19 protein-coding genes, 2 tRNA genes and 1 pseudogene are annotated in these 18134 nt (G+C 73.7%); 11 read left to right on the top strand and 11 right to left on the bottom strand.

The genetic code is table 11. From position 1 onward, the window contains the following. The first annotated feature begins 65 nt into the window (after positions 1 to 65). From ehuB to ABZ923_RS13510, 6 genes are all read left to right on the top strand, one after another. A complete protein-coding gene (gene ehuB / locus ABZ923_RS13535) occupies positions 66 to 980 on the top strand; it encodes an ectoine/hydroxyectoine ABC transporter substrate-binding protein EhuB (RefSeq protein ID WP_361470529.1) in 915 nt (304 codons plus the stop codon). Next, positions 980 to 1627: an ectoine/hydroxyectoine ABC transporter permease subunit EhuC gene (ehuC, locus tag ABZ923_RS13530; protein ID WP_361470527.1), complete on the top strand. Its 648-nt coding sequence runs from the start codon at positions 980 to 982 to the stop codon at positions 1625 to 1627. The genes ehuB and ehuC overlap by 1 nt, the downstream gene beginning before the upstream one ends. Then, complete coding sequence (ehuD, locus tag ABZ923_RS13525; protein WP_361470525.1) at positions 1624 to 2274, top strand: ectoine/hydroxyectoine ABC transporter permease subunit EhuD; 651 nt, start codon at positions 1624 to 1626, stop codon at positions 2272 to 2274. The genes ehuC and ehuD overlap by 4 nt, the downstream gene beginning before the upstream one ends. Then, entirely contained in the window at positions 2264 to 3046 is a 783-nt protein-coding gene (gene ehuA / locus ABZ923_RS13520; RefSeq protein ID WP_361470523.1) for an ectoine/hydroxyectoine ABC transporter ATP-binding protein EhuA, read from the top strand. Before ehuD ends, ehuA begins: the two co-directional genes overlap by 11 nt. 194 nt (positions 3047 to 3240) lie before the next feature. Continuing rightward, positions 3241 to 3993 (top strand): IclR family transcriptional regulator C-terminal domain-containing protein, encoded by a 753-nt coding sequence (locus tag ABZ923_RS13515; protein ID WP_361470521.1) that lies wholly within the window; start codon positions 3241 to 3243, stop codon positions 3991 to 3993. A 91-nt stretch (positions 3994 to 4084) separates the two neighbouring features. Continuing rightward, positions 4085 to 4158, top strand: a tRNA-Lys gene (locus tag ABZ923_RS13510). On the opposite strand, the pseudogene ABZ923_RS13505 reads toward ABZ923_RS13510, so the two are convergent. The 5 genes and pseudogenes from ABZ923_RS13505 to ABZ923_RS13485 form a co-directional block, all read right to left on the bottom strand. Then, positions 4124 to 4319, bottom strand: a pseudogene (locus ABZ923_RS13505) (acyl-CoA synthetase); the annotation flags it as partial. The gene ABZ923_RS13510 and the pseudogene ABZ923_RS13505 sit on opposite strands and share 35 nt — an antisense overlap. A gap of 31 nt (positions 4320 to 4350) precedes the next feature. Beyond that, positions 4351 to 4818, bottom strand: a complete 468-nt coding sequence (locus ABZ923_RS13500) for a DUF3592 domain-containing protein (protein WP_361470520.1) — start codon at positions 4816 to 4818, stop codon at positions 4351 to 4353. Between the two features lie 119 nt (positions 4819 to 4937). Continuing rightward, complete coding sequence (locus ABZ923_RS13495; protein ID WP_361470518.1) at positions 4938 to 5543, bottom strand: lytic polysaccharide monooxygenase; 606 nt, start codon at positions 5541 to 5543, stop codon at positions 4938 to 4940. A 125-nt stretch (positions 5544 to 5668) separates the two neighbouring features. Continuing rightward, positions 5669 to 6805 carry an SPFH domain-containing protein gene (locus ABZ923_RS13490; RefSeq protein WP_361470517.1) on the bottom strand — a complete coding sequence of 379 codons (1137 nt, stop codon included), beginning with the start codon at positions 6803 to 6805 and terminating at the stop codon, positions 5669 to 5671. A gap of 63 nt (positions 6806 to 6868) precedes the next feature. Continuing rightward, positions 6869 to 8146, bottom strand: coding sequence for a peptidoglycan-binding protein (locus tag ABZ923_RS13485; RefSeq protein WP_361470516.1), 1278 nt, complete (start codon positions 8144 to 8146; stop codon positions 6869 to 6871). A gap of 186 nt (positions 8147 to 8332) precedes the next feature. On the opposite strand from ABZ923_RS13485, the gene ABZ923_RS13480 reads away from it, so the two are divergent. Together ABZ923_RS13480 and ABZ923_RS13475 are read left to right on the top strand one after the other, a co-directional pair. Next, positions 8333 to 8406 (top strand) — tRNA-Lys (locus ABZ923_RS13480). A gap of 76 nt (positions 8407 to 8482) precedes the next feature. Then, positions 8483 to 9172 (top strand): FadR/GntR family transcriptional regulator, encoded by a 690-nt coding sequence (locus ABZ923_RS13475; protein WP_361470514.1) that lies wholly within the window; start codon positions 8483 to 8485, stop codon positions 9170 to 9172. 27 nt (positions 9173 to 9199) lie between these two features. On the opposite strand, the gene ABZ923_RS13470 is transcribed toward ABZ923_RS13475, so the two are convergent. From ABZ923_RS13470 to ABZ923_RS13450, 5 genes are all read right to left on the bottom strand, one after another. Beyond that, positions 9200 to 9865, bottom strand: a complete 666-nt coding sequence (locus ABZ923_RS13470) for a class F sortase (RefSeq protein ID WP_361470512.1) — start codon at positions 9863 to 9865, stop codon at positions 9200 to 9202. 8 nt (positions 9866 to 9873) lie between these two features. Next, a complete protein-coding gene (locus tag ABZ923_RS13465; protein WP_361470510.1) occupies positions 9874 to 10434 on the bottom strand; it encodes a hypothetical protein in 561 nt (186 codons plus the stop codon). A gap of 129 nt (positions 10435 to 10563) precedes the next feature. Next, positions 10564 to 11343: an HAD-IIA family hydrolase gene (locus tag ABZ923_RS13460; RefSeq protein ID WP_361470509.1), complete on the bottom strand. Its 780-nt coding sequence runs from the start codon at positions 11341 to 11343 to the stop codon at positions 10564 to 10566. Between the two features lie 802 nt (positions 11344 to 12145). Further along, positions 12146 to 13129, bottom strand: a complete 984-nt coding sequence (locus tag ABZ923_RS13455) for a hypothetical protein (protein ID WP_361470508.1) — start codon at positions 13127 to 13129, stop codon at positions 12146 to 12148. 290 nt (positions 13130 to 13419) lie between these two features. Then, complete coding sequence (locus tag ABZ923_RS13450) at positions 13420 to 14595, bottom strand: ROK family transcriptional regulator (protein ID WP_361470507.1); 1176 nt, start codon at positions 14593 to 14595, stop codon at positions 13420 to 13422. Between the two features lie 56 nt (positions 14596 to 14651). On the opposite strand from ABZ923_RS13450, the gene ABZ923_RS13445 reads away from it, so the two are divergent. From ABZ923_RS13445 to ABZ923_RS13435, 3 genes are all read left to right on the top strand, one after another. Next, positions 14652 to 15725 carry a Gfo/Idh/MocA family oxidoreductase gene (locus tag ABZ923_RS13445; RefSeq protein WP_361470505.1) on the top strand — a complete coding sequence of 358 codons (1074 nt, stop codon included), beginning with the start codon at positions 14652 to 14654 and terminating at the stop codon, positions 15723 to 15725. Then, positions 15725 to 16222, top strand: a complete 498-nt coding sequence (locus tag ABZ923_RS13440; RefSeq protein WP_361470503.1) for a heme-degrading domain-containing protein — start codon at positions 15725 to 15727, stop codon at positions 16220 to 16222. The genes ABZ923_RS13445 and ABZ923_RS13440 overlap by 1 nt, the downstream gene beginning before the upstream one ends. Before the next feature lie 95 nt (positions 16223 to 16317). After that, the gene (locus ABZ923_RS13435) at positions 16318 to 17184 is read left to right on the top strand and encodes an LLM class F420-dependent oxidoreductase (RefSeq protein WP_361470501.1); all 867 of its coding nucleotides are present in this window, start codon (positions 16318 to 16320) and stop codon (positions 17182 to 17184) included. A 48-nt stretch (positions 17185 to 17232) separates the two neighbouring features. On the opposite strand, the gene ABZ923_RS13430 is transcribed toward ABZ923_RS13435, so the two are convergent. After that, on the bottom strand, positions 17233 to 18090 hold the full coding sequence (locus ABZ923_RS13430; RefSeq protein ID WP_361470500.1) for a fumarylacetoacetate hydrolase family protein: 858 nt from the start codon (positions 18088 to 18090) through the stop codon (positions 17233 to 17235). Positions 18091 to 18134: the final 44 nt, after the last annotated feature.

Genomic DNA, 18134 nt, shown 5'->3' with positions numbered 1-18134 from the left:
GACGCATCGTTCGGCCGGGAAAAACAGGGTGCATAGCCCGAATGCGCTTGGGTAGCCGCGCCGCCATGGCTCGACCACTTGGCAACGACGTACACACGATCCGGCCGGAACACAGACACACCCGGCGCTCGGTGCTGGCGGGTCTCGCCGCGTTCGGCGCGCTGGGCGCGGCGGGCTGCACCCGGGTGGCGTCGGCGTCCGGCAAGGGCGGCGGCGATCTGCTGGAGCGGCTGCGCGCGCTGGGTGTCGTACGGCTCGGGATCGCCGGGGAGATCCCCTTCGGGTACATCGACAGGAACGGGAAGCTCACCGGGGAGGCGCCCGAGCTGGCGCGGGCGGTCTTCAAGCGGCTCGGCGTGGACCGGGTGCAGCCGGTGCCGACCGAGTTCGGCTCGCTGATCCCGGGGCTGAAGTCGCAGCAGTTCGACGTGGTGGCCGCGGGGATGTACGTCACTCCGGACCGCTGCGAACAGGTGATCTTCGCCGATCCGGACTACCGGATGCCGGACGCCTTCATCGTCCGCAAGGGCAACCCGCTGGGCCTGCGCACCTACGCGGACGCGCTGCGCAGGCACGCCAAGGTGGCCACCGGGACCGGGTACGCGCAGATCCAGCACGCCGTGGAGGCGGGGTACAAGGAGAACGACCTCGTGATCGTCCCGGACCAGGTCGCCGGGCTGAACGCGGTGGAGTCCGGGCGGGTGGACCTGTTCGCGGCCACGGCCGTCACCGCCCGGCTCGTCGCCCGGGGCTCCGCCGGGGCCGAGTCGACCGAGCCGTTCGTCGCGCTCGTCGACGGCAAGCCGAAGGCGGACGGCGGGGCGTTCGCGTTCCGGCCGGCCGAGACCCGGCTGCGGGACGCCTTCAACGCCGAGCTGCACAAGCTGCGCCGCAGCGGGGAGCTGTACCGGATCGTCCGGCCCTTCGGTTTCACCAAGGCCGAGATGACGACCCTGACCGCGAAGGAGTTGTGCGGCTGATGACTGCGGGACTCTGGGGACTCGTCCTCCAAGGCTTGGGCACCACGGTGCAGTTGCTGGTGTACAGCGCGCTGCTCACCCTCGTGGTCTCCTTCGTCGTCGGTGCCGCGCGCACCCACCGCTCGCGGCTCGTCCGCTTCTTCGCGGGCCTCTACACCGAGGTGTTCCGCGGCATCTCGGCGCTGGTGATGATCTTCTGGGTGTTCTTCGTGCTGCCGGTCGCCTTCGGCTGGCAGCTGGTGCCGATGTGGGCCGGCACGCTCGCGCTGGGCCTGACCTACGGCGCGTACGGCTCGGAGATCGTGCGCGGCGCGCTGGCCGCGGTGGACCCGGCCCAGCGGGAGGGCGGGATCGCGCTCGGCTTCTCGCCCTGGCAGCGGCTGCGGCTGGTCCTGCTGCCGCAGGCGGTGCCGGAGATGATCCCGTCCTTCTCCAACCTGCTGGTCGAGCTGCTCAAGGGCACCGCGCTGGTGTCCATCACGGGCATGGGCGACCTGGCGTTCAGCGGCAACCTGGTGCGCCTCGCGCTCCAGCAGAGCGGCCAGATCTACGCGTACCTGCTGCTGATCTATTTCGTGATCGCGTTCCTGCTGACCCGCGGCATGCGGGTGCTGGAGCGCCGGCTGAAGGCGGAGGTGGCCCGGTGAACTGGGACTGGGGAGCCGTGTCCGACTTCCTGCCGTACTTCTGGAAGGGCCTGGTCGTCACCCTGGAGGCGCTGGCCCTGGGGTCGCTGATCTCGTTCGCGCTGGGCCTGGTGTGGACCCTGCTGCTGCGCACGCCGACCCGGTGGGTGCGCTGGCCGGTGGGGGTCTTCACCGAGTTCGTGCGGGACACCCCGCTGCTGGTGCAGCTGTTCTTCCTGTTCTACGTGCTGCCGGAGGCGGGCGTGACCCTGTCTCCGCTGATCACCGGGGTCCTCGGGCTCGGGCTGCACTACTCGACGTACACGATGCAGGTCTACCGGGCCGGTATCGAGGCGGTGCCGCCGGGCCAGTGGGAGGCCGCGACGGCGCTCAGCCTGCCGGTGCGGCGCACCTGGACGGCGGTGATCCTGCCGCAGGCGGTCCGCCGGGTGGTGCCGCCGCTCGGCAACTACGTCATCGCGATGCTGAAGGACACGCCGATGCTGATGACCATCGGCGTGCTGGAGATGCTGGGCCGGGCGCGGCTCGTCTCCCAGCAGCACTTCCAGTTCACCGAGCCACTGACGGTGATCGGGGTCGCCTTCGTCGTCGTCTCGTACCTGGCCTCCCTTTGTCTGCGCACCCTGGAGCGACGCCTTGTCCGTTGAGACCAGCAAGCAGCCGGCCGTGACCGGCACCCAGCCGACCGAGCTGATCCGCCTGGAGGGCGTGACCAAGCGGTTCGGGGACAACACCGTCCTCGACGGCCTGGACCTGTCCGTGGACGCGGGCCGGCACGTCACCCTGATCGGTCCCTCCGGGTCCGGCAAGACCACGATCCTCAGACTCCTGATGACCCTCGCGAAGCCGGACGAGGGCACGATCACCGTGGACGGCCGGCGGCTGTTCCCGGCGCCGGAGAAGCAGGTGCGGGAGGTCCGCAAGAAGATCGGGATGGTGTTCCAGCAGTTCAACCTGTTCCCGAACATGTCGGTGCTGCGCAATCTCACCGAGGCGCCGGTGCGGGTGCTCGGCCTGTCGAAGGACGAGGCCGAGGCGCGGGCCCGGGAGCTGCTGGACCTGGTGGGCCTGGCCGACAAGTGCGACGCGAAGCCGACCCGGCTGTCCGGCGGACAGCAGCAGCGGGTGGCGATCGCCCGGGCGCTGGCGATGCGGCCGCGGGTGCTGCTGCTGGACGAGGTGACCTCCGCGCTCGACCCGGAGCTGGTCGCGGGCGTGCTCGACCTGCTCCGCGACATCGCCCGCAGCACCGACATCACGATGCTGTGCGTGACGCACGAGATGGGCTTCGCCCGGGACATCTCCGACCAGGTCCTGATGTTCGACGGGGGCCGGGTCATCGAGGCCGGGCCGCCGGAGCAGATCTTCGGCGACCCGGAGCAGCGACGCACCCGGGAATTCATCAGCGCGGTCCTGTGAGGGCGCGGGGTCCGGGCGGGAAGAGCCGAGGTCCACTCACTGGGGCATGACTCTGGCATATGCCAGAGGATCACCACCCCAGTTGGGGGCCCGGGCGCGCCCGGACAATCTCGCCAACCCCCTCTCGTCCGCGGTCCTTTCGCGGCTATCGTGGAGACGATCCGCCGACCCGGATCGTGGCCGAGGGGACCGACATGAGGATCGAGCCGACCGCCCCGTACCACTCCGCCCAGGACGCGCTGCGCGTGCTGGAGACCGTGGCCCGGCACTCCGCCGGCGTCACCGACACCCAGCTGGCCCGCCGCACCGGCCTCGGCGCCGAGCGGCTCACCGCCCTGCTGCGGATGCTGCGCCGCGAGGGCTACGTCGAGCAGATCACCGACGGCGCGTACGTCACCGGCGACACCCTGCGCCGGCTCACCTCGGCGCACGACCGGGAGCGGGCCCTGCGCGACAAGCTCCAGCAGACCCTGGACCGGCTGCGCGACTCGGTCGGCGCGGCGGTCTACCTCAGCCGGTACCTCGACGGCGAGGTCCGCGTCACCCAGTACGCCGCCGGGCCGGCCACCCCGGCGGTCAACGAGTGGGTGGACTTCCGCTTCTCCGCCCACGCCACCGCCGTCGGCAAGAGCCTGCTGACCCAGCTGGACCACAACGCCCGCCGCGACCACCTCTCCCGGCACAAGATGGCCCGTCTGACCTCGCGGACGATCACCAGCGACAAGCTGCTGCTGTCCCGGCTGGAGTCGCAGCCGCCGACGGTGCCGGTCCTGGACCTCCAGGAGTACGCGGTCGGCACGGTCTGCGCGGCGGTGCCGCTCACCGCGGGGTCCTCGGTGGGCTGCCTGGCCGTGTCGCTCCCGGTGGAGCACGCGCACCGGCTGAAGCAGGCGGCGGAGACCCTGAACCGGAGCGCGGCTCCGGTGGTGCTGTCGCTGACGCTCTAGCTCCGGCCGTGGTCACGAGCACCCCTCGGGACCAGGTAGTATTTTCTTCGTCGCCGGCCGCGGAGGAAAAACCGAGGCAGGCGGGAGTCATGCGCCGCTAGCTCAGTTGGTTAGAGCAGCTGACTCTTAATCAGCGGGTCCGGGGTTCGAGTCCCTGGCGGCGCACGTGATCGAAGGCCCCTCGCGGAAGCGAGGGGCCTTCGGCGTCCTCGGTGGTCAGCGTCCCGGTACGCCTCCTCCCCCGGCGGCCGCCACCACACCGGGTCGGCGCACGCACAGCCCTCCCGCCGCAGCCGGGCCCGTTCGATCTTGTTCGTCACCGGCATCGGCCGCCGGCGCCGGGGTGGCCCTGGAGGGCTACGGCATCATGCCGCCGGGCTCGGAGAACATCATGTGGGCCACGGCCATGAAGCCGATGCAGAAGGCGCCGGCCACGCCGAGGAGGACCAGACCGGCGCCGGTGCCGGCGGCGAGCCTGCCGCGCGCCGGGGGCAGCGCGGTGGCGCGCTGGGGAAGCTCCGGCAGGTAGCGCACGGTCACGAAGTCGCCCTCCAGGACGGTGGCGGGACCGTTCTCCTCCTCGAAGCGCACCGTGCGGCCCTCGCGGGTGGTGAACTCGTAGACGTGGTGCACCGTCGTGTGCACGGAGGTGTCCCCGCCGCCTCCGCTGGTGGTCGTGAACATCCGCAGGCAGCGCGCCTCGGCGGTGAGGCCGTGCGCCCACGTCCTGCTGATCCGCCGGGCACGGCGGACCAGCAGGTACGCGGCGAAGGCGATGCCCGCGAGCATGAGGGCGGGGACGGCGTAGAAGAGCGACTCGAACATGAGGTTCCCCCGAGGAAGGTCCGCCGCTCCCGGTCGAGCGGTGTGGCGGGAACCTACCCGGCGCGTGGGGCGCCGGCCCTCAAGGGAACCTCAGTTTCCGTCCCGTACCGGAACGCGGATCAGAAGGTGACGTCCGAGCAGGCGTAGAACGCGTTGCCCGTGTCGGCGATCGTCCACACCGCGAGGATGACGTGGTGCCCGCTCAGTCCGCTCGGCAGGGTGCCGCTGTGGCTGAGGGTGGCCGGCGGGCGCTGGCCGTTGTAGGGCACCGTCAGGAACGGGGTGAGGTTGAGGTCCGAGCGGGCGAGGTTGTGGTTCTGGTTCCAGCCCGGCTTGGTGATGTAGTACTTGAAGTCCGTCGTGGCGTGCATGGCGGTGAACTGCCAGCGGAACGTGTACGACTGGCCGCCCGTCACCCTGGTGGTGGGCCAGGCCGCGCCGGACGGCGTCCTCGGCGAGCTGAGCGGGGCGAACTGGCCCAGGCCCGCGTTGCAGAGCTGCCCGTCGGCGGGCCCCGCGGCCGGGAAGCCCTTGGGACCCTCGACGCTCTGCGGCTCCCACTGGATCTGGCCGCAGTTGGCGACGGTGCCGTTCTGACAGAGCTTCTGCCTGCTGATGGGGAGGTCGGTGTAGCCGTGCCCGCTGGCGCCGCCGGTGGAGAGCGCGAAGGCTCCCGCGGTGACCGCGCCCAGCACGACCGCGGACAACTTGGTCTTGGTGCGCATGCTGCCGCTCCTGGGGAACGTGGGGAGTTCGGTGAGCCGTGCAGGTTAGGTCTAGACCAAGTCTCAGATTATTGCCGCTAGTTGAACATGTCCATACCAATCGCGAACCCTCTGTGCGTCCGCTCCTACACCGGCTCCCCGCGCCCCGAGCAGAACGCCACCGTCAGGTCACGGACCAGCACCTTGCGCTCGTAGTCGTCCAGTTCGACCAGGCCGCGCATGGTCAGCCGGGTCACCGTGTCCTCCACCGAGTCCACCACCGAGCTGAGCATGCTGGCCCGCTGCCGGGCGTCCAGCGCCGCGATCCGGCGCCGGTGCATCCCGGCGGCCACCTCGGGGGCGTAGTCCACCCGGACCGGCTGCACCGAGAACACCTCCACGCCGACCGGCGCGGTCTCCGTCGCCACCAGCCGGGTCAGCGCGTCCCCGGCCGCCGTCGTCCCGCCCCGCGTCCCGCCCGCCGGCTCCACCGGCACCCGGGCCAGCGCCGCCTCCACGCACTCGCGCAGATAGGTCTCGTGGTCGTCGATGCCGAGCAGGGCCCGCGCGGTGTCCCGCACCCGCCACACCACCAGCACCACCACGCGCAGCGCCACCCCGTCGGGGTCCGTCGCCGGCATCGCCTCGCTGCGCCAGTGCCGCAGCCGCACGTCCACCCGGCGGCGCAGCACCAGCGGGTTCACCCACAGCAGCCCGGTGCGCCGGACCGTCCCCCGGTACCGCCCGAACAGGCCCAGCACCCACGCCCGTCCGGCCCGTCCCCGGGCCAGCCCGCCGAAACCGAACGCCCCGAGCATCCCGGCCCCGGCGTACGCGGCCCAGTGCGCGGGACCGAGACCGGCGCCCGTGGACGCCGGCAGCCGCAGCGCCTCGGTGGCCAGCGGCGGCAGCAGTCCCGCCCACCAGGTGGTGGCCAGGCAGCCGGTGACCCCGCAGGCCCCGGCGAGCACCCCGGCCGCGCCGGGCAGCACCCGTGCCGGGCGTTCCGCCAGCTCCGGGTCGGTCTCCGGCAGCGGGCGCCTGCGCACCGGCACCGGGCGCCGTTGGCGCGGCTGTTCGCCGGTGCCCTGCCGGCGGGCCACCACGGCCGGCCGGAGCGGCACCTTCACCGGGTCGGGGTCGTCCCGGAAGAGCAGGTGGACGGGGATCTCGGTGGTCGCCTCGTTCTGGATCAGGCGGGCCGGCCGGGTGCCGGGGCCGGCGGCCACGCCGTCCGACTGCCCCTCGGATCCGGGCGGCGTGTGGGATGCGGTCGTACTCATGCGTGCTCCAGCCTCCGCGCCAGACGCGTCATGAACGGGAAAAGGGGTGGGGTGGGGGCCCGGTCAGGCGAACAGGCGGCGCCAGGTCTCCGGTCCGGGGTAGCCGTCCGCCGCGCCGCCGCGCCAGCCCTGGGCGCGCTGGAAGGCCTCGACGGCCCGCCGGTCCGCCTCGCCCCAGTGCGGGCCGGGGCCGAGGCCGTAGAACCGGCCGAATCCTTTCTTCACCAGCTGGGCGCCGAGCCGGGTGATGTGGTCGTTGCTCTGGCCCGGCCGGAAGTACTGCCGGCCGGGATAGCCGGGGACCCCGTGCGAGGCGGGTCCGGCGGCCGTGACGTCCTTGCCCTGGCCCGTGGCCAGCAGTTCCCAGGTGCGCCGGCCGGGGATGCCGTCGGCGTCGGCGCCCGTCCAGCCCTGGGCCCGCTGGAAGGCCTGGGTGGCGCGCCGGTCGGCCTCGCCCCAGACCGGTCCGGGCCCCTGGGCGTAGGAGGAGCGCGCGCCCCTGGCGATCAGCATCTGGCCGAGCAGGGTGACGTACTTGTTGCGGGCGCCTGGGCCGAAGTAGGCCGCGCCCGGGTAGGCCACCACCGCCTTCCCGCCGGGCGCCGGCCCGGTGGCGGCCGCGGCCTTGGTCAGGCCCTTGTAGCGGTAGGGGACGTACTTGGTGGCGTTGCTCCAGTAGGGGTAGGGCGTGGTCTGGCGGCGGGTGTGCGGGGGCGTCTGCTCGTAGACCGTGTAGTAGGTGTGCGTGTAGTCCGTCCAGCCGCCGAAGATCACGACGTGGGAGCCTTTCTCGGGGTTGTCGGGGTTGTGGTACAGCAGGATGTCGCCGGGTTGCAGCTCCTCCTTGGTGATCTTCACGCCGAACTCGCCGAGGCTGCCGGTCCACTCGTTGTTCGGCAGCCCCCAGGCCATGGAGACATAGCCGGAGCAGTCCTGCCGGTAACCGTCGGACCAGAAGGCGTACATGCTGTACGGCACCTGCGCGGCGACCCAGACCTTGGCGCGGTTGATGATCGCCGTCCGGGTGGTGGCGGGGAGCGGGGCGGTCGGGGACCCCCCGGGCTTGCCCGCCGGGCCGTGCAGCGGGGCCTTGGCGCCCTGGGGGGTGTCGGGTTCGCCGTCGCCGGGCAGGGCCTGGCGGTGCGGGGAGTGGTCGGGGGTGAGGGCGGCGGCCTGCGGGACCGTGCCGAGGACGGCGGACGCGGCGGCCACGACCACCACTCCACGGGCCGCCGGACGGCTACGGCCGGACAGGGGACGGAGGGCCGGACGCTCGTGGGCGCAGCCGCGACAGTCGCAGCCGCTCGCCGGGTCGATGTCCTCGAACACGGGAGCGGCCATGCGATCTGCCTCACATTCGGGGGTGGTTTGTCCGCGAGTGTGCACGTTGATCAGTTTCCCAACTGGGTACGGAACGCGCATTTTGACGGTCCGAATGATGTACACGACCCCCCGGGTGGCCGCTCCGCCCCCTCCCGGTGGTCAGGAGCACCCCTGGGGGTCGGGTAGAGTTTTCCGTGTCAGCAGGCGCCGCTAGCTCAGTTGGTTAGAGCAGCTGACTCTTAATCAGCGGGTCCGGGGTTCGAGTCCCTGGCGGCGCACCGACCGGAAGGCCCCTCGCGGAAGCGGGGGGCCTTTCGTATGCCCTCCGCCCGAATGGCCGGATACCCTCTCGCCATGGCAGCCCGGGACCTTCAGGAGCGGATCAAGAAGCTGATCGTGGACCAGCGGCTGCCCTCGGGCGCCCCGCTGCCCACCGAGCCGGAGCTGATGCGGCTCCTCGGGGCGAGCCGGAACTCGGTGCGGGAGGCGTTGAAGGCGCTCCAGGCGATGGGCATCGTGGAGATCCGGCACGGGTTCGGTACGTACGTCGGCTCGATGTCGTTCGCGCCGATGATCGAGGGGCTGGCCTTCCGGACCGTCGCCGGCCACTACCGCGGCGAGGACTCCCTGCTCCAGCTGCTGGAGCTGCGCGAGGCCGTCGAGACCGGGCTGGTGTCACGGCTGGCCGGGCGGCTGTCGGAGGCGGACCTCGTGGCGCTGGAGGCGCTCGTGGAGCGCATGGAGCGGGAGGCCGCCGAGGGCACCGGACTGGCCGAGACCGACCGCGCCTTTCACGCCACGCTCTACCGGGGGCTGGACAACGTGCTGCTCGGCGAGGTGCTGGAGGCCTTCTGGGACGCCTTCCACCGGGTGCAGCAGGACCTCGTGGAGGTGCCACAGGATCCGCGGGTCACCTGCCGCCAGCACCGGGAGATCCTGGACGCGGTGCGCTCCGGTGACTCCCTGCGCGCGGAACGGGCCATACGCGACCACTTCGGCAACCTGCGCAGCCGCCTGTCCCCGGTGGCGGCGGCCCAGGGCTGACCGGCCGGGGGTGGGCCCGGTGGGGGTTCAGCCCGTCGTGCGGGTGAGGTACGCCGAGACGACCACGTTCGCCGTGTAGCTGCCGGTGGCGCGGTCGAAGGTGCCGCCGCAGGTGATCAGGCGGAGTTCGGCGCGGCCGGGGACCCGGGGGCCGTAGGCCTGGTGGGCGTCGAAGGTGTCGCGGGACAGGACGCGGATGTCGTCGACGGTGAACTCGGCGACCTTGCCGTCCGCGCGGAAGACCCGGACCGTCCCGCCGGGCTCGAGGGTGCTGAGCCGGTAGAAGACGGCGGGCCGGGTCGCGGTGTCGACGTGGCCCACCAGCAGGGCCGCGCCGGCCGCGCCGGGTTCGGGACCGGCGCCGTACCAGCCGACGACGCCCGCCTGGTCGTACGGCGGCGGGTCCACCGCGCCGTGGGCGTCCAGGCCGCGGGCCACCACCGGGGCCTGGATACCCAGCCGGGGGATGTCGACGCGCTGGGGCACCGCACCGGCCAGGGGTTGCGCCGGGCGCGGCAGCCGGGCGGGGTCGGCGTCCCGGCCGATGGCGAGGACGTCGCCGGCGGCCGGCCCGCCCGCGTCCGCATCCGTCACCCCGCGTCCCCACAGCCACAGCCCGAACAGCAGCAGGGCCCAGGCCAGGCCGGTGACGAGCCGCCCGGTGCCGGTGGTGCGCCCGTCGTCCTCAGACATGGCGGGGCTCAGCGGGGATCGCGGCTCCGGCGGGCGCGCAGCCCGACGGCGACCGCGGCGATCCCGGCGAGCGCGAGGCCGGTCACCGCCTGCAGGGTGTCGGGGCCGGAGCCGCTGGTGGCCACCGTGGCGAAGTGCGCGGTGCCGCCGCCGCCCGCGGGGACCGGCGCGACGGGCGAGGCGCTGCCGGCGCGGGGCTCGACGGACTCTTCCGCGCGGCCGGTGCCGCCCGCCTCCGTGACCGTGATCGTGCCGGTGCGCACGTTGCCGGCGCAGCTGACCTTCACGGTGTAGGCGCCGGGGGTCAGGGCGGAGCGGACCCGGGTCTCGCCGGTCAGGCTGCCCTGGGCTTCGGTCAGCCGGGCGTCGGCGACGAAGGCGGACGAGGCGGCGGTGCCCTGCTCGCCGGTGCAGCCGCTGACCCGCAGGGTGATGTCGTCACCCGGCGCCGGGACGGCGGGGGTCACGCCGACCGAGCCGCCGTCCGCCGCGTGGGCCACCGGGACGACCGCGGCGGACGCGGCCGCGACGAGGAGTCCGGTACAGAGTGTGAGGCGTAGTGAGCCCATCGTGAACCTCCAGTACCTGGAGACTCCCCCGGACCGGGCGCCCCCGCATCCTCGGGAGGCGCCCTGTTGCTCCGAACGGGTGACGCCTGGTTTCGGCCGGGCCGGCCCGGCAGGGTCACCGGGGCCGGCTCAGACCAGGTCGACCAGGTCCGCGATGGAGTCGACCACCCGGGACGGGCGGAAGGGGTAGCGGTCGACGTCGTCCGGCTGGGTCACCCCGCTCAGCACCAGGAACGTACGCATCCCGGCCTCCAGGCCCGCGAGCACGTCGGTGTCCATGCGGTCGCCGATCATCGCGGAGGTCTCGGAGTGGGCGCCGATCGCGTTCAGCCCGGCCCGCATCATCAGCGGGTTCGGCTTGCCGACGAAGTACGGCTTCTTGCCGGTCGCCGCGGTGATCAGGGCGGCCACCGAGCCGGTGGCGGGCAGGTCACCCTCGGTGGACGGGCCGACGTTGTCGGGGTTGGTGGCGATGAACCGGGCGCCGTTGTTGATGAGCCGGACGGCCTTGGTCAGGGCCTCGAAGGAGTACGTGCGGGTCTCGCCGAGGATCACGAAGTCGGGGTCGTGGTCGGTGAGGATGTAGCCGATGTCGTGCAGGGCGGTGGTCAGGCCGGCCTCGCCGATGACGTAGGCGGTGCCGCCGGGCCGCTGGTCGTCCAGGAACTGGGCGGTGGCCAGGGCCGAGGTCCAGATGTTCTCCACCGGCACGTCCAGACCCATCCGGCGCAGCCGGGCGTGCAGGTCACGGGCGGTGTAGATGGAGTTGTTGGTGAGCACCAGGAAGGGCCGGCCGGACTCGCGCAGCGCCTTCAGGAAGGCTTCGGCGCCGGGGATCGGGACACCCTCGTGGATCAGGACGCCGTCCATGTCGGTGAGCCATGACTCTATGGGCTTGCGGTCTGCCATGCTGTGCGTCTCCTGGCGTACGTACGGTCGGAAAGCGGGGGCGCCGGAACCACGGCGTACCGACGCCCCCAGCCTAGTCAGGAGGGCGCGATCCTGACCCCGTCGATCACACGCTCCCCGACGGGCAGGACCGGCGGCCGGGCACGGCGACGGGGTCGAGCGGGTGGGCTGCGCAGAGCGCCGGGTCCGGCCCGGATACCCACGCGACGGGCGGCGTATGCGCGCTGCGGGCGGTCCCGCCCGTCTACGGTGAGCAGCAGAGAAGGCCGAGTCCGGCGCGGGCACCTCCCGACGGGCCGCGTACGCGCGCTCCGGGCGGTCCCGCTCGTCGGCGGTGAGCAGCAGAGAAGGCCGAGTCCGGCGCGGGCACCTCCCGACGGGCCGCGTACGCGCGCTCCGGGCGGCCCCGCCCGTCTACGGTGAGCAGCAGAGAAGGCCGAGTCCGGCGCGGGCACCTCGCGACGGACGGCGTACGCGCGCTGTGGGCGGCCCCGCTCGTCGGCGGTGGGCGGCATCGGCTTCGGGTGCCGCACGGGCTCGCCCGGGGTGATCCGGAACCCGGCGGTGAGTGCCTCGGGCGCGGGGATCGGTCGGGGGTGACGCCCGTACGGCCTGCCGTCCGCCCCTCCCGGCGCGCGCCCTCGCCTGACCTGCGGGGGACGACGGCCGGGCCCTGCGGCGCCTGTCCCTCGACGCCGCCCGCGCCTCTCCGGTACCGGCTCTCCCGCACGGTCTCGCGGGTCGCGTCGGGCCGCTCGGCGATGTCCCGGCCGCGTGGGGACGGAGCCGCTGCGGGGCCGGGTCAGCCGCGGGTGCGGAGCAGGAGGTAGGCGCCGGCGCCCACGCCGAGGAGGGCCAGGGCCGCGAGGAGGCCGTGGGTGAGGTCCGGGCCGGTGCGGGCCAGCTCGTGCGCCCGCTCGCCGGCGTCCTCGGCCTGCTGGGCGAGCGCGGGCGAGGAGTCGTCCGGGGCGTCGGTGCCGGAGGCGGTGGGCGACGCGGTGCCGGACGGGGCGGTCGGCACGTCCCCGGTCTGCTGCGCGGTACCGGACTCCGGCACGCCCTGCGTCTCCCGCACCCCCCGCGTCTCCTGCGCGGCCTCGGCTTCCTGCGCGGCCTCGGCCTCCTGCGCCTCCTCGGTCTGCTGCACCTCCTTGGTCTCCGGGGTGTCCTGCTCGCCTTCCCGGCCGATACCGAAGCGGTACGCGTTGGACTCGCCGACCCAGTCCCCGTCCTGGCCCCTCCGCTGTACGACGGCCGCGTTGGCGGTGACCTGGTCGGCCACGGCGTCGGAGGGGAGCGCCAGCCGGACCCGGACGCTGACGGTCTTGCCCGGCGGCACGGTGAACCCGGCGAACCCGCTGCCGTCCAGCACCCCGACCAGTTCCTGCTCGTCGGTGGTCTCGAAGGCCACCGGCCGGGGCGTGGAGCCGTCGTAGAAGTCCAGCTGGGGCTGGTCCGGTCGCAGGGAGCGCTCGTCGTCGACGAGGACCACGACCGGGTGGATGCCGGCGCAGGTCTCACGGGTGGTGTTGGTCAGGTCGATGTACCAGGTGCCGTACCCGCCGCCGGCCTCGTAGGAGCGGGGGCCGCCGCGGATGCGGGTGGCCAGCGGGAAGGTCCGCGTGTCGGCGGCGGCGCAGGACGGGGGCGTCGTCGTGTCGGCGTGGGCGGAGTCCGGCGACAGGGGGGCGACGACGGGGACGACGGCTGCGGTGGCGACGGCTGCGGCGAGGCGGAGGGACGGGGACGGGGACGGGGACGGGGACGGGGACGTGCATAGTCGCATGAACACATGAGCATGCCGGGCGGGGCGGGGGGCGGGCGGCGCCGCGCCGGGGGTGGGGCCGGAGTCCGCTCGATCAGCGGAGCGGTGCGGTCGTGGCCGACGGCGCCGCGGCGGTACCGGCCGCCGCCACCGTGCGGGCCCGCGGTGGCCGGTTGCGCAGTTTCCCGCGCCCCTGGGCGTACTGCGGTGCCGCCGGCCTCGAAGGTCGCCCGCGTCCCTCTCGGGGCACTGCGGTGCCGCCGGCACGGAAGACTCCCCGCCCGGCTACCGGAGCGGGCTCGGCAGACCCGTCACGCGGCCCGGCCGAACAGCGGCGCCAGCAGCAACTGTGCCGCCCCCTCGGCCACCACCCGCTCCCCCCGCGGAGCGACCCGTACCGGGACGGGGGCCTCGGTTGTGCCCTCCCGGTGCGCCCGGGCGCCCAGCACCTCGCTCACGCCGCGTACGTACGCCTCGGGTGCCCCGGCGACGGTCCGCCCGCCGAGCAGCACCGTGTCGATGTCCAGCAGGCCCACCAGGTTCCCGGCGGCGACCCCCAGGACACGCGCCGCCTCGGCCACCTCCCCCCGTGCGACGGCACCGAGGCACAGGACCTCCACGCACCCCCGGTTCCCGCACTCGCACCGCGGTCCGTCCAGCTGGATCACCTGGTGCCCGAACTCCCCCGCCCCGGTCCGCACCCCCCGGTGCACGCTCCCGCCGATCACCAGTCCGGCCCCGAGCCCGGTACCGAGGTGCAGGTAGGCGAAGGACCCGCCGGCGACGCCCTCCCCGTCCCCGACCGCCAGTCCGAGCGCCGCCGCGTTGGTGTCCTTGTCCACCACCACCGGCAGCCCGAGCCGTTCCGCGAGCGCGTCCCGCAGCGGGAAGCCGTCCCACTCAGGGAACCCGGTGACCCGGTGCAGCACCCCGCGCGCATGGTCCAGGGGCCCCGGCAGCGCCACCCCCACCCCCAGCAACGAGACCGCCCGGGCGGGTCCGCCCGCGTCCAGGGCAGCGGCCCCCAGCCCCCCGGCCACCTCCCGCACCCCCGCGCACACCGCCCCCAGCACGGCCTCCGCGCCCGCCCCGAGATCCAGTTCCCCGCACAGCTCCGCCACCACGGCCCCGTCCAGATCCACGAGCACCACCCGCAGTGCGTCGCGGTCCAGGTGCACCCCGACCGCGTGCCCCGCCTCCGGCACCAGCCGCAGCACGGTCCGCGGCTTGCCCCCGGTCGACGCCCGGCGGCCGGCCTCCGCGGCCAGCCCCTGCTCCCGCAGCCTCGCGGTGATCTTGCTGACGGCCTGCGGGGTCAGCCCGGTGCGCTCGGCGAGTTCCAGCCGGCTGATGCCCTCGGCCCCGGCGTCCCGCAGCAGCCCCAGCACCAGCGCGGTGTTGTGGCTGCGCAGCACCCCGAGGTTCGCCCCCGCGGACACCCCGCCCCTCGGTCCCGTCCCCGTCGTCCCCACGCTCACCCTCTTCACACCCCCATTGTCCGCACCGCTTGCACTTTCGCAACAGCGTTGCCAAAGTAGGAGGCATGACTGCTACCCCCCTCCGCGTCGGCCTGATCGGCTACGGCCTCGCCGGCTCCGTCTTCCACGCCCCGCTGATCGCCGCCACCGAGGGCCTCGCCCTGGACACCGTGGTCACCTCCAGCCCGGAGCGGCAGCAGCAGGCCCGCGCCGAGTTCCCGGACGTGCGGCTGGCCGCCCGTGCCGAGGAGCTGTTCGACCGCGCGGACGAGCTGGACCTGGTCGTCGTCGCCTCCCCGAACAAGACGCACGTCCCGCTGGCCACGGCCGCCCTGGAGGCCGGTCTTCCGGTCGTCGTGGACAAGCCGGTGGCCGGCACCGCGGCCGAGGCCCGCGAGCTGGCCGCCCTCGCCGACGAGCGCGGCCTGCTCCTGTCGGTCTTCCAGAACCGCCGCTGGGACAACGACTTCCTGACCCTGAGCCACCTCCTCGCGGACGGCGCACTCGGCGACGCCTGGCGCTTCGAGTCCCGCTTCGAGCGCTGGCGCCCCCAGCCCAAGGGCGGCTGGCGCGAGTCCGGCGACCCCGCAGAGATCGGAGGTCTGCTCTACGACCTCGGCAGCCACGTCGTCGACCAGGCCCTGGTCCTCTTCGGTCCGGCCACCGAGGTCTACGCCGAGACGGACATCCGCCGCCCGGGCGCCGAGACCGACGACGACACCTTCATCGCGCTCACCCACGCGAGCGGTGTCCGCTCCCACCTCTACGTCTCCGCGACGACCGCCCAGCTCGGCCCCCGCTTCCGCGTACTGGGCTCCCGCGCGGGGTACGTCAAGTACGGTCTGGACCCCCAGGAGGCGGCCCTGCGCGAGGGCAGCCGTCCCGGTACCGTCGCCGACTGGGGCGCGGAGGACCAGTCCCTGTGGGGCCGTATCGGCTCCGGCGAGTCCCCGCTGTCCGGCGGCGGCACTCCGGTACCGACCCTGCCGGGCGACTACCCCGCGTACTACGCGGCCGTCGCCGCCGCCCTGCGCGGCACCGGCCCCAACCCGGTGACCGCCCTGGAGGCGGCCGCCGCACTCGACGTACTGGAAGCGGCCCGCAGGTCCGCCCGAGACAAGGTGACGGTGACCCTCTGATGCAGCACTCGCAGACCACGCCCGAACTCGCCCCGAGCCTGGAGGAGCTGGAGGACCAGGAACGCCGGCTGGTCTTCCGGCGGTTCACCCACGAGGACGCCTGGGCCCTCGGCTCCCTGCTGGTCGAGCTGGCCCGGGAGCGCCGGCTGCCGATCTCCATCGACATCCACCGCGCCGGCCAGCAGCTCTTCCACGCCGCCCTGCCGGGCACCGCGCCGGAGCAGGACGCCTGGATCGGCCGCAAGCGCCGGGTGGTGGAGCGCTACCGCGCCGCCTCCTACCTGGTCGGCGCCCGCTTCCGCGCCAAGGGCACGACCTTCGAGGAGGCCTCCCGCCTGGACCCCGACGAGTACGCCGCCCACGGCGGGTCCTTCCCGATCACGGTCGAGGGCGTGGGCGTGATCGGCGCGGTGACCGTCTCCGGCCTGCCCCAGCTGGAGGACCACCGGTTCGTGGTGGAGGGGCTGGAGAAGTTCCTCGGCCGTTCCGCCGGTTGAGCGAACGGCGGGAATCACGGAGGTACCCCTCCGGTTGGCAGTGACGGAAGACGTGATGATCACGGCACCGCACACCACCGGAGGGATCACACCGGATGACCACCTCGCTGAAGGAGACCGTCGGCCGCCACGGCGTCTGGAGCGTCGAGCTGCGCTCGGAGGACCCGGCCCGGCGCGGCGAACTGGACGAGGCCGCGGCCGAGTTGGAGGAGCTCGGCTACGGCGCCCTCTGGCTGGGCGGCAACAGCACCGCCGCCCACGCGGCCCCGCTCATCGGCGCGACGCGCCGCATCACCGTCGGTACCAGCATCCAGAGCGTCTGGCAGCAGGACGCCGCCACCACCGCGGCCTCCTTCGCCGAGGTGGAGACGGCCCATCCCGGCCGCTTCGTCCTGGGTCTCGGCGTGAGCCACGGCCCGCGGGTGGAGGGCTACCACCGCCCGTACGCGGCCATGACCGGATACCTCGACGAGCTGGACAAGGCGGGCGTCCCCGCCGGCCGCCGCGTGCTCGCCGCGCTGGGCCCGAAGATGCTGGGCCTGTCCCGCGACCGCGCGGCCGGCGCGATCCCCTACCTGGTCACGCCCGAGCACACCGCGCAGGCCCGCGAGATCCTGGGCGACGAGGTGCTGCTGGCCCCGGAGTTCAAGGTGGTCCTGGAGGCCGACCCGGCCCGCGCCCGCGAGACGGCCCGCGCCTACCTGGGCCGCTACCTCGAACTCCCCAACTACACCAACAACTTCCTGCGCCTGGGCTTCTCCGAGGACGACGTCGCCGACGGCGGCAGCGACCACCTCGTCGACGCGGTCTTCGCCTGGGGCGACGAGTCCCGGATCCGCGAGCGCATCACCGCCTTCCACGAGGCGGGCGCCGACCACGTCGCCCTCCAGGTGGTGACACCGGCCACCGGCACGGTCCTCCCCAGGGAGGAATGGCGCCGGCTGGCTTCCCTGCTGGGGTGAGTCCGCCGGGCCGGGGCGCGGGCCGTGTCCGACGCGCGCCCCCGCCCGTCAGGCGTCCTTCAGTTCCTGCCGCTGCCGTCCGAGCCCCTCGATCTCCAGCTCGACCACGTCCCCGGCCCTCAGGTACGGCTTCGGCTCGGGCCGCCCCATGGCCACCCCCGCCGGCGTCCCCGTGCTGACGACGTCCCCGGGGTACAGCGTCATGAACCGGCTGAGGTACCGCACGACCTCGCCCACGGGGAAGATCTGGTCGGCCGTCGTACCGTCCTGCTTCAGCTCCCCGTTCACCCACAGCCGCAGCGGCAGCCGCTGCGGGTCCGGGACCTCGTCGGCCGTCACCAGCCACGGCCCCAGCGGGTTGAACGTCTCGCAGTTCTTGCCCTTGTCCCAGGTGCCGCCGCGCTCGATCTGGAACTCGCGCTCGGAGACGTCGTGCGCCACCGCGTACCCGGCGACGTGCGCGAGGCCCTCCTCGGCGGAGTCCAGGTAGCGGGCCGTGCGGCCGATGACGACCGCGAGTTCGACCTCCCAGTCGGTCTTCACCGAGCCGCGCGGCACCAGCACCGTGTCGTGCGGCCCGACGACCGTGTCCGGCGCCTTGAGGAAGACCACCGGCTCCGGCGGCGCCTCGACGCCCGTCTCGCGGGCGTGGTCGTGGTAGTTGAGGCCGATGCACACGATCTTGCCGATGCGGCCGAGCGGGGGGCCGATCCGGAGTCCGGCCGCGTCCAGCGCGGGCAGCTCACCGGACTCGGCCGCCGCCCGCACCCGGTCGAGCGCGGTGTCGTCGGCGAGGAGCGCGCCGTCGATGTCGTCCACGAGGCCCGACAGGTCCCTGAGGGTCCCCCGGGCGTCGAGCAGCGCGGGACGCTCGGCCCCTGCCGTACCGACTCGCAGCAGCTTCATGGTCACCATCTCCCTCGATCGCGGGCGCCCGCCGACGGGTGCAG

The sequence above is a fragment of the Streptomyces sp. NPDC046881 genome (assembly GCF_040645015.1).
Lineage (GTDB): Bacteria > Actinomycetota > Actinomycetes > Streptomycetales > Streptomycetaceae > Streptomyces.
Note: the sequence above shows the minus strand (reverse complement) of the source record. Positions and strands in the feature narration are given on the sequence as shown.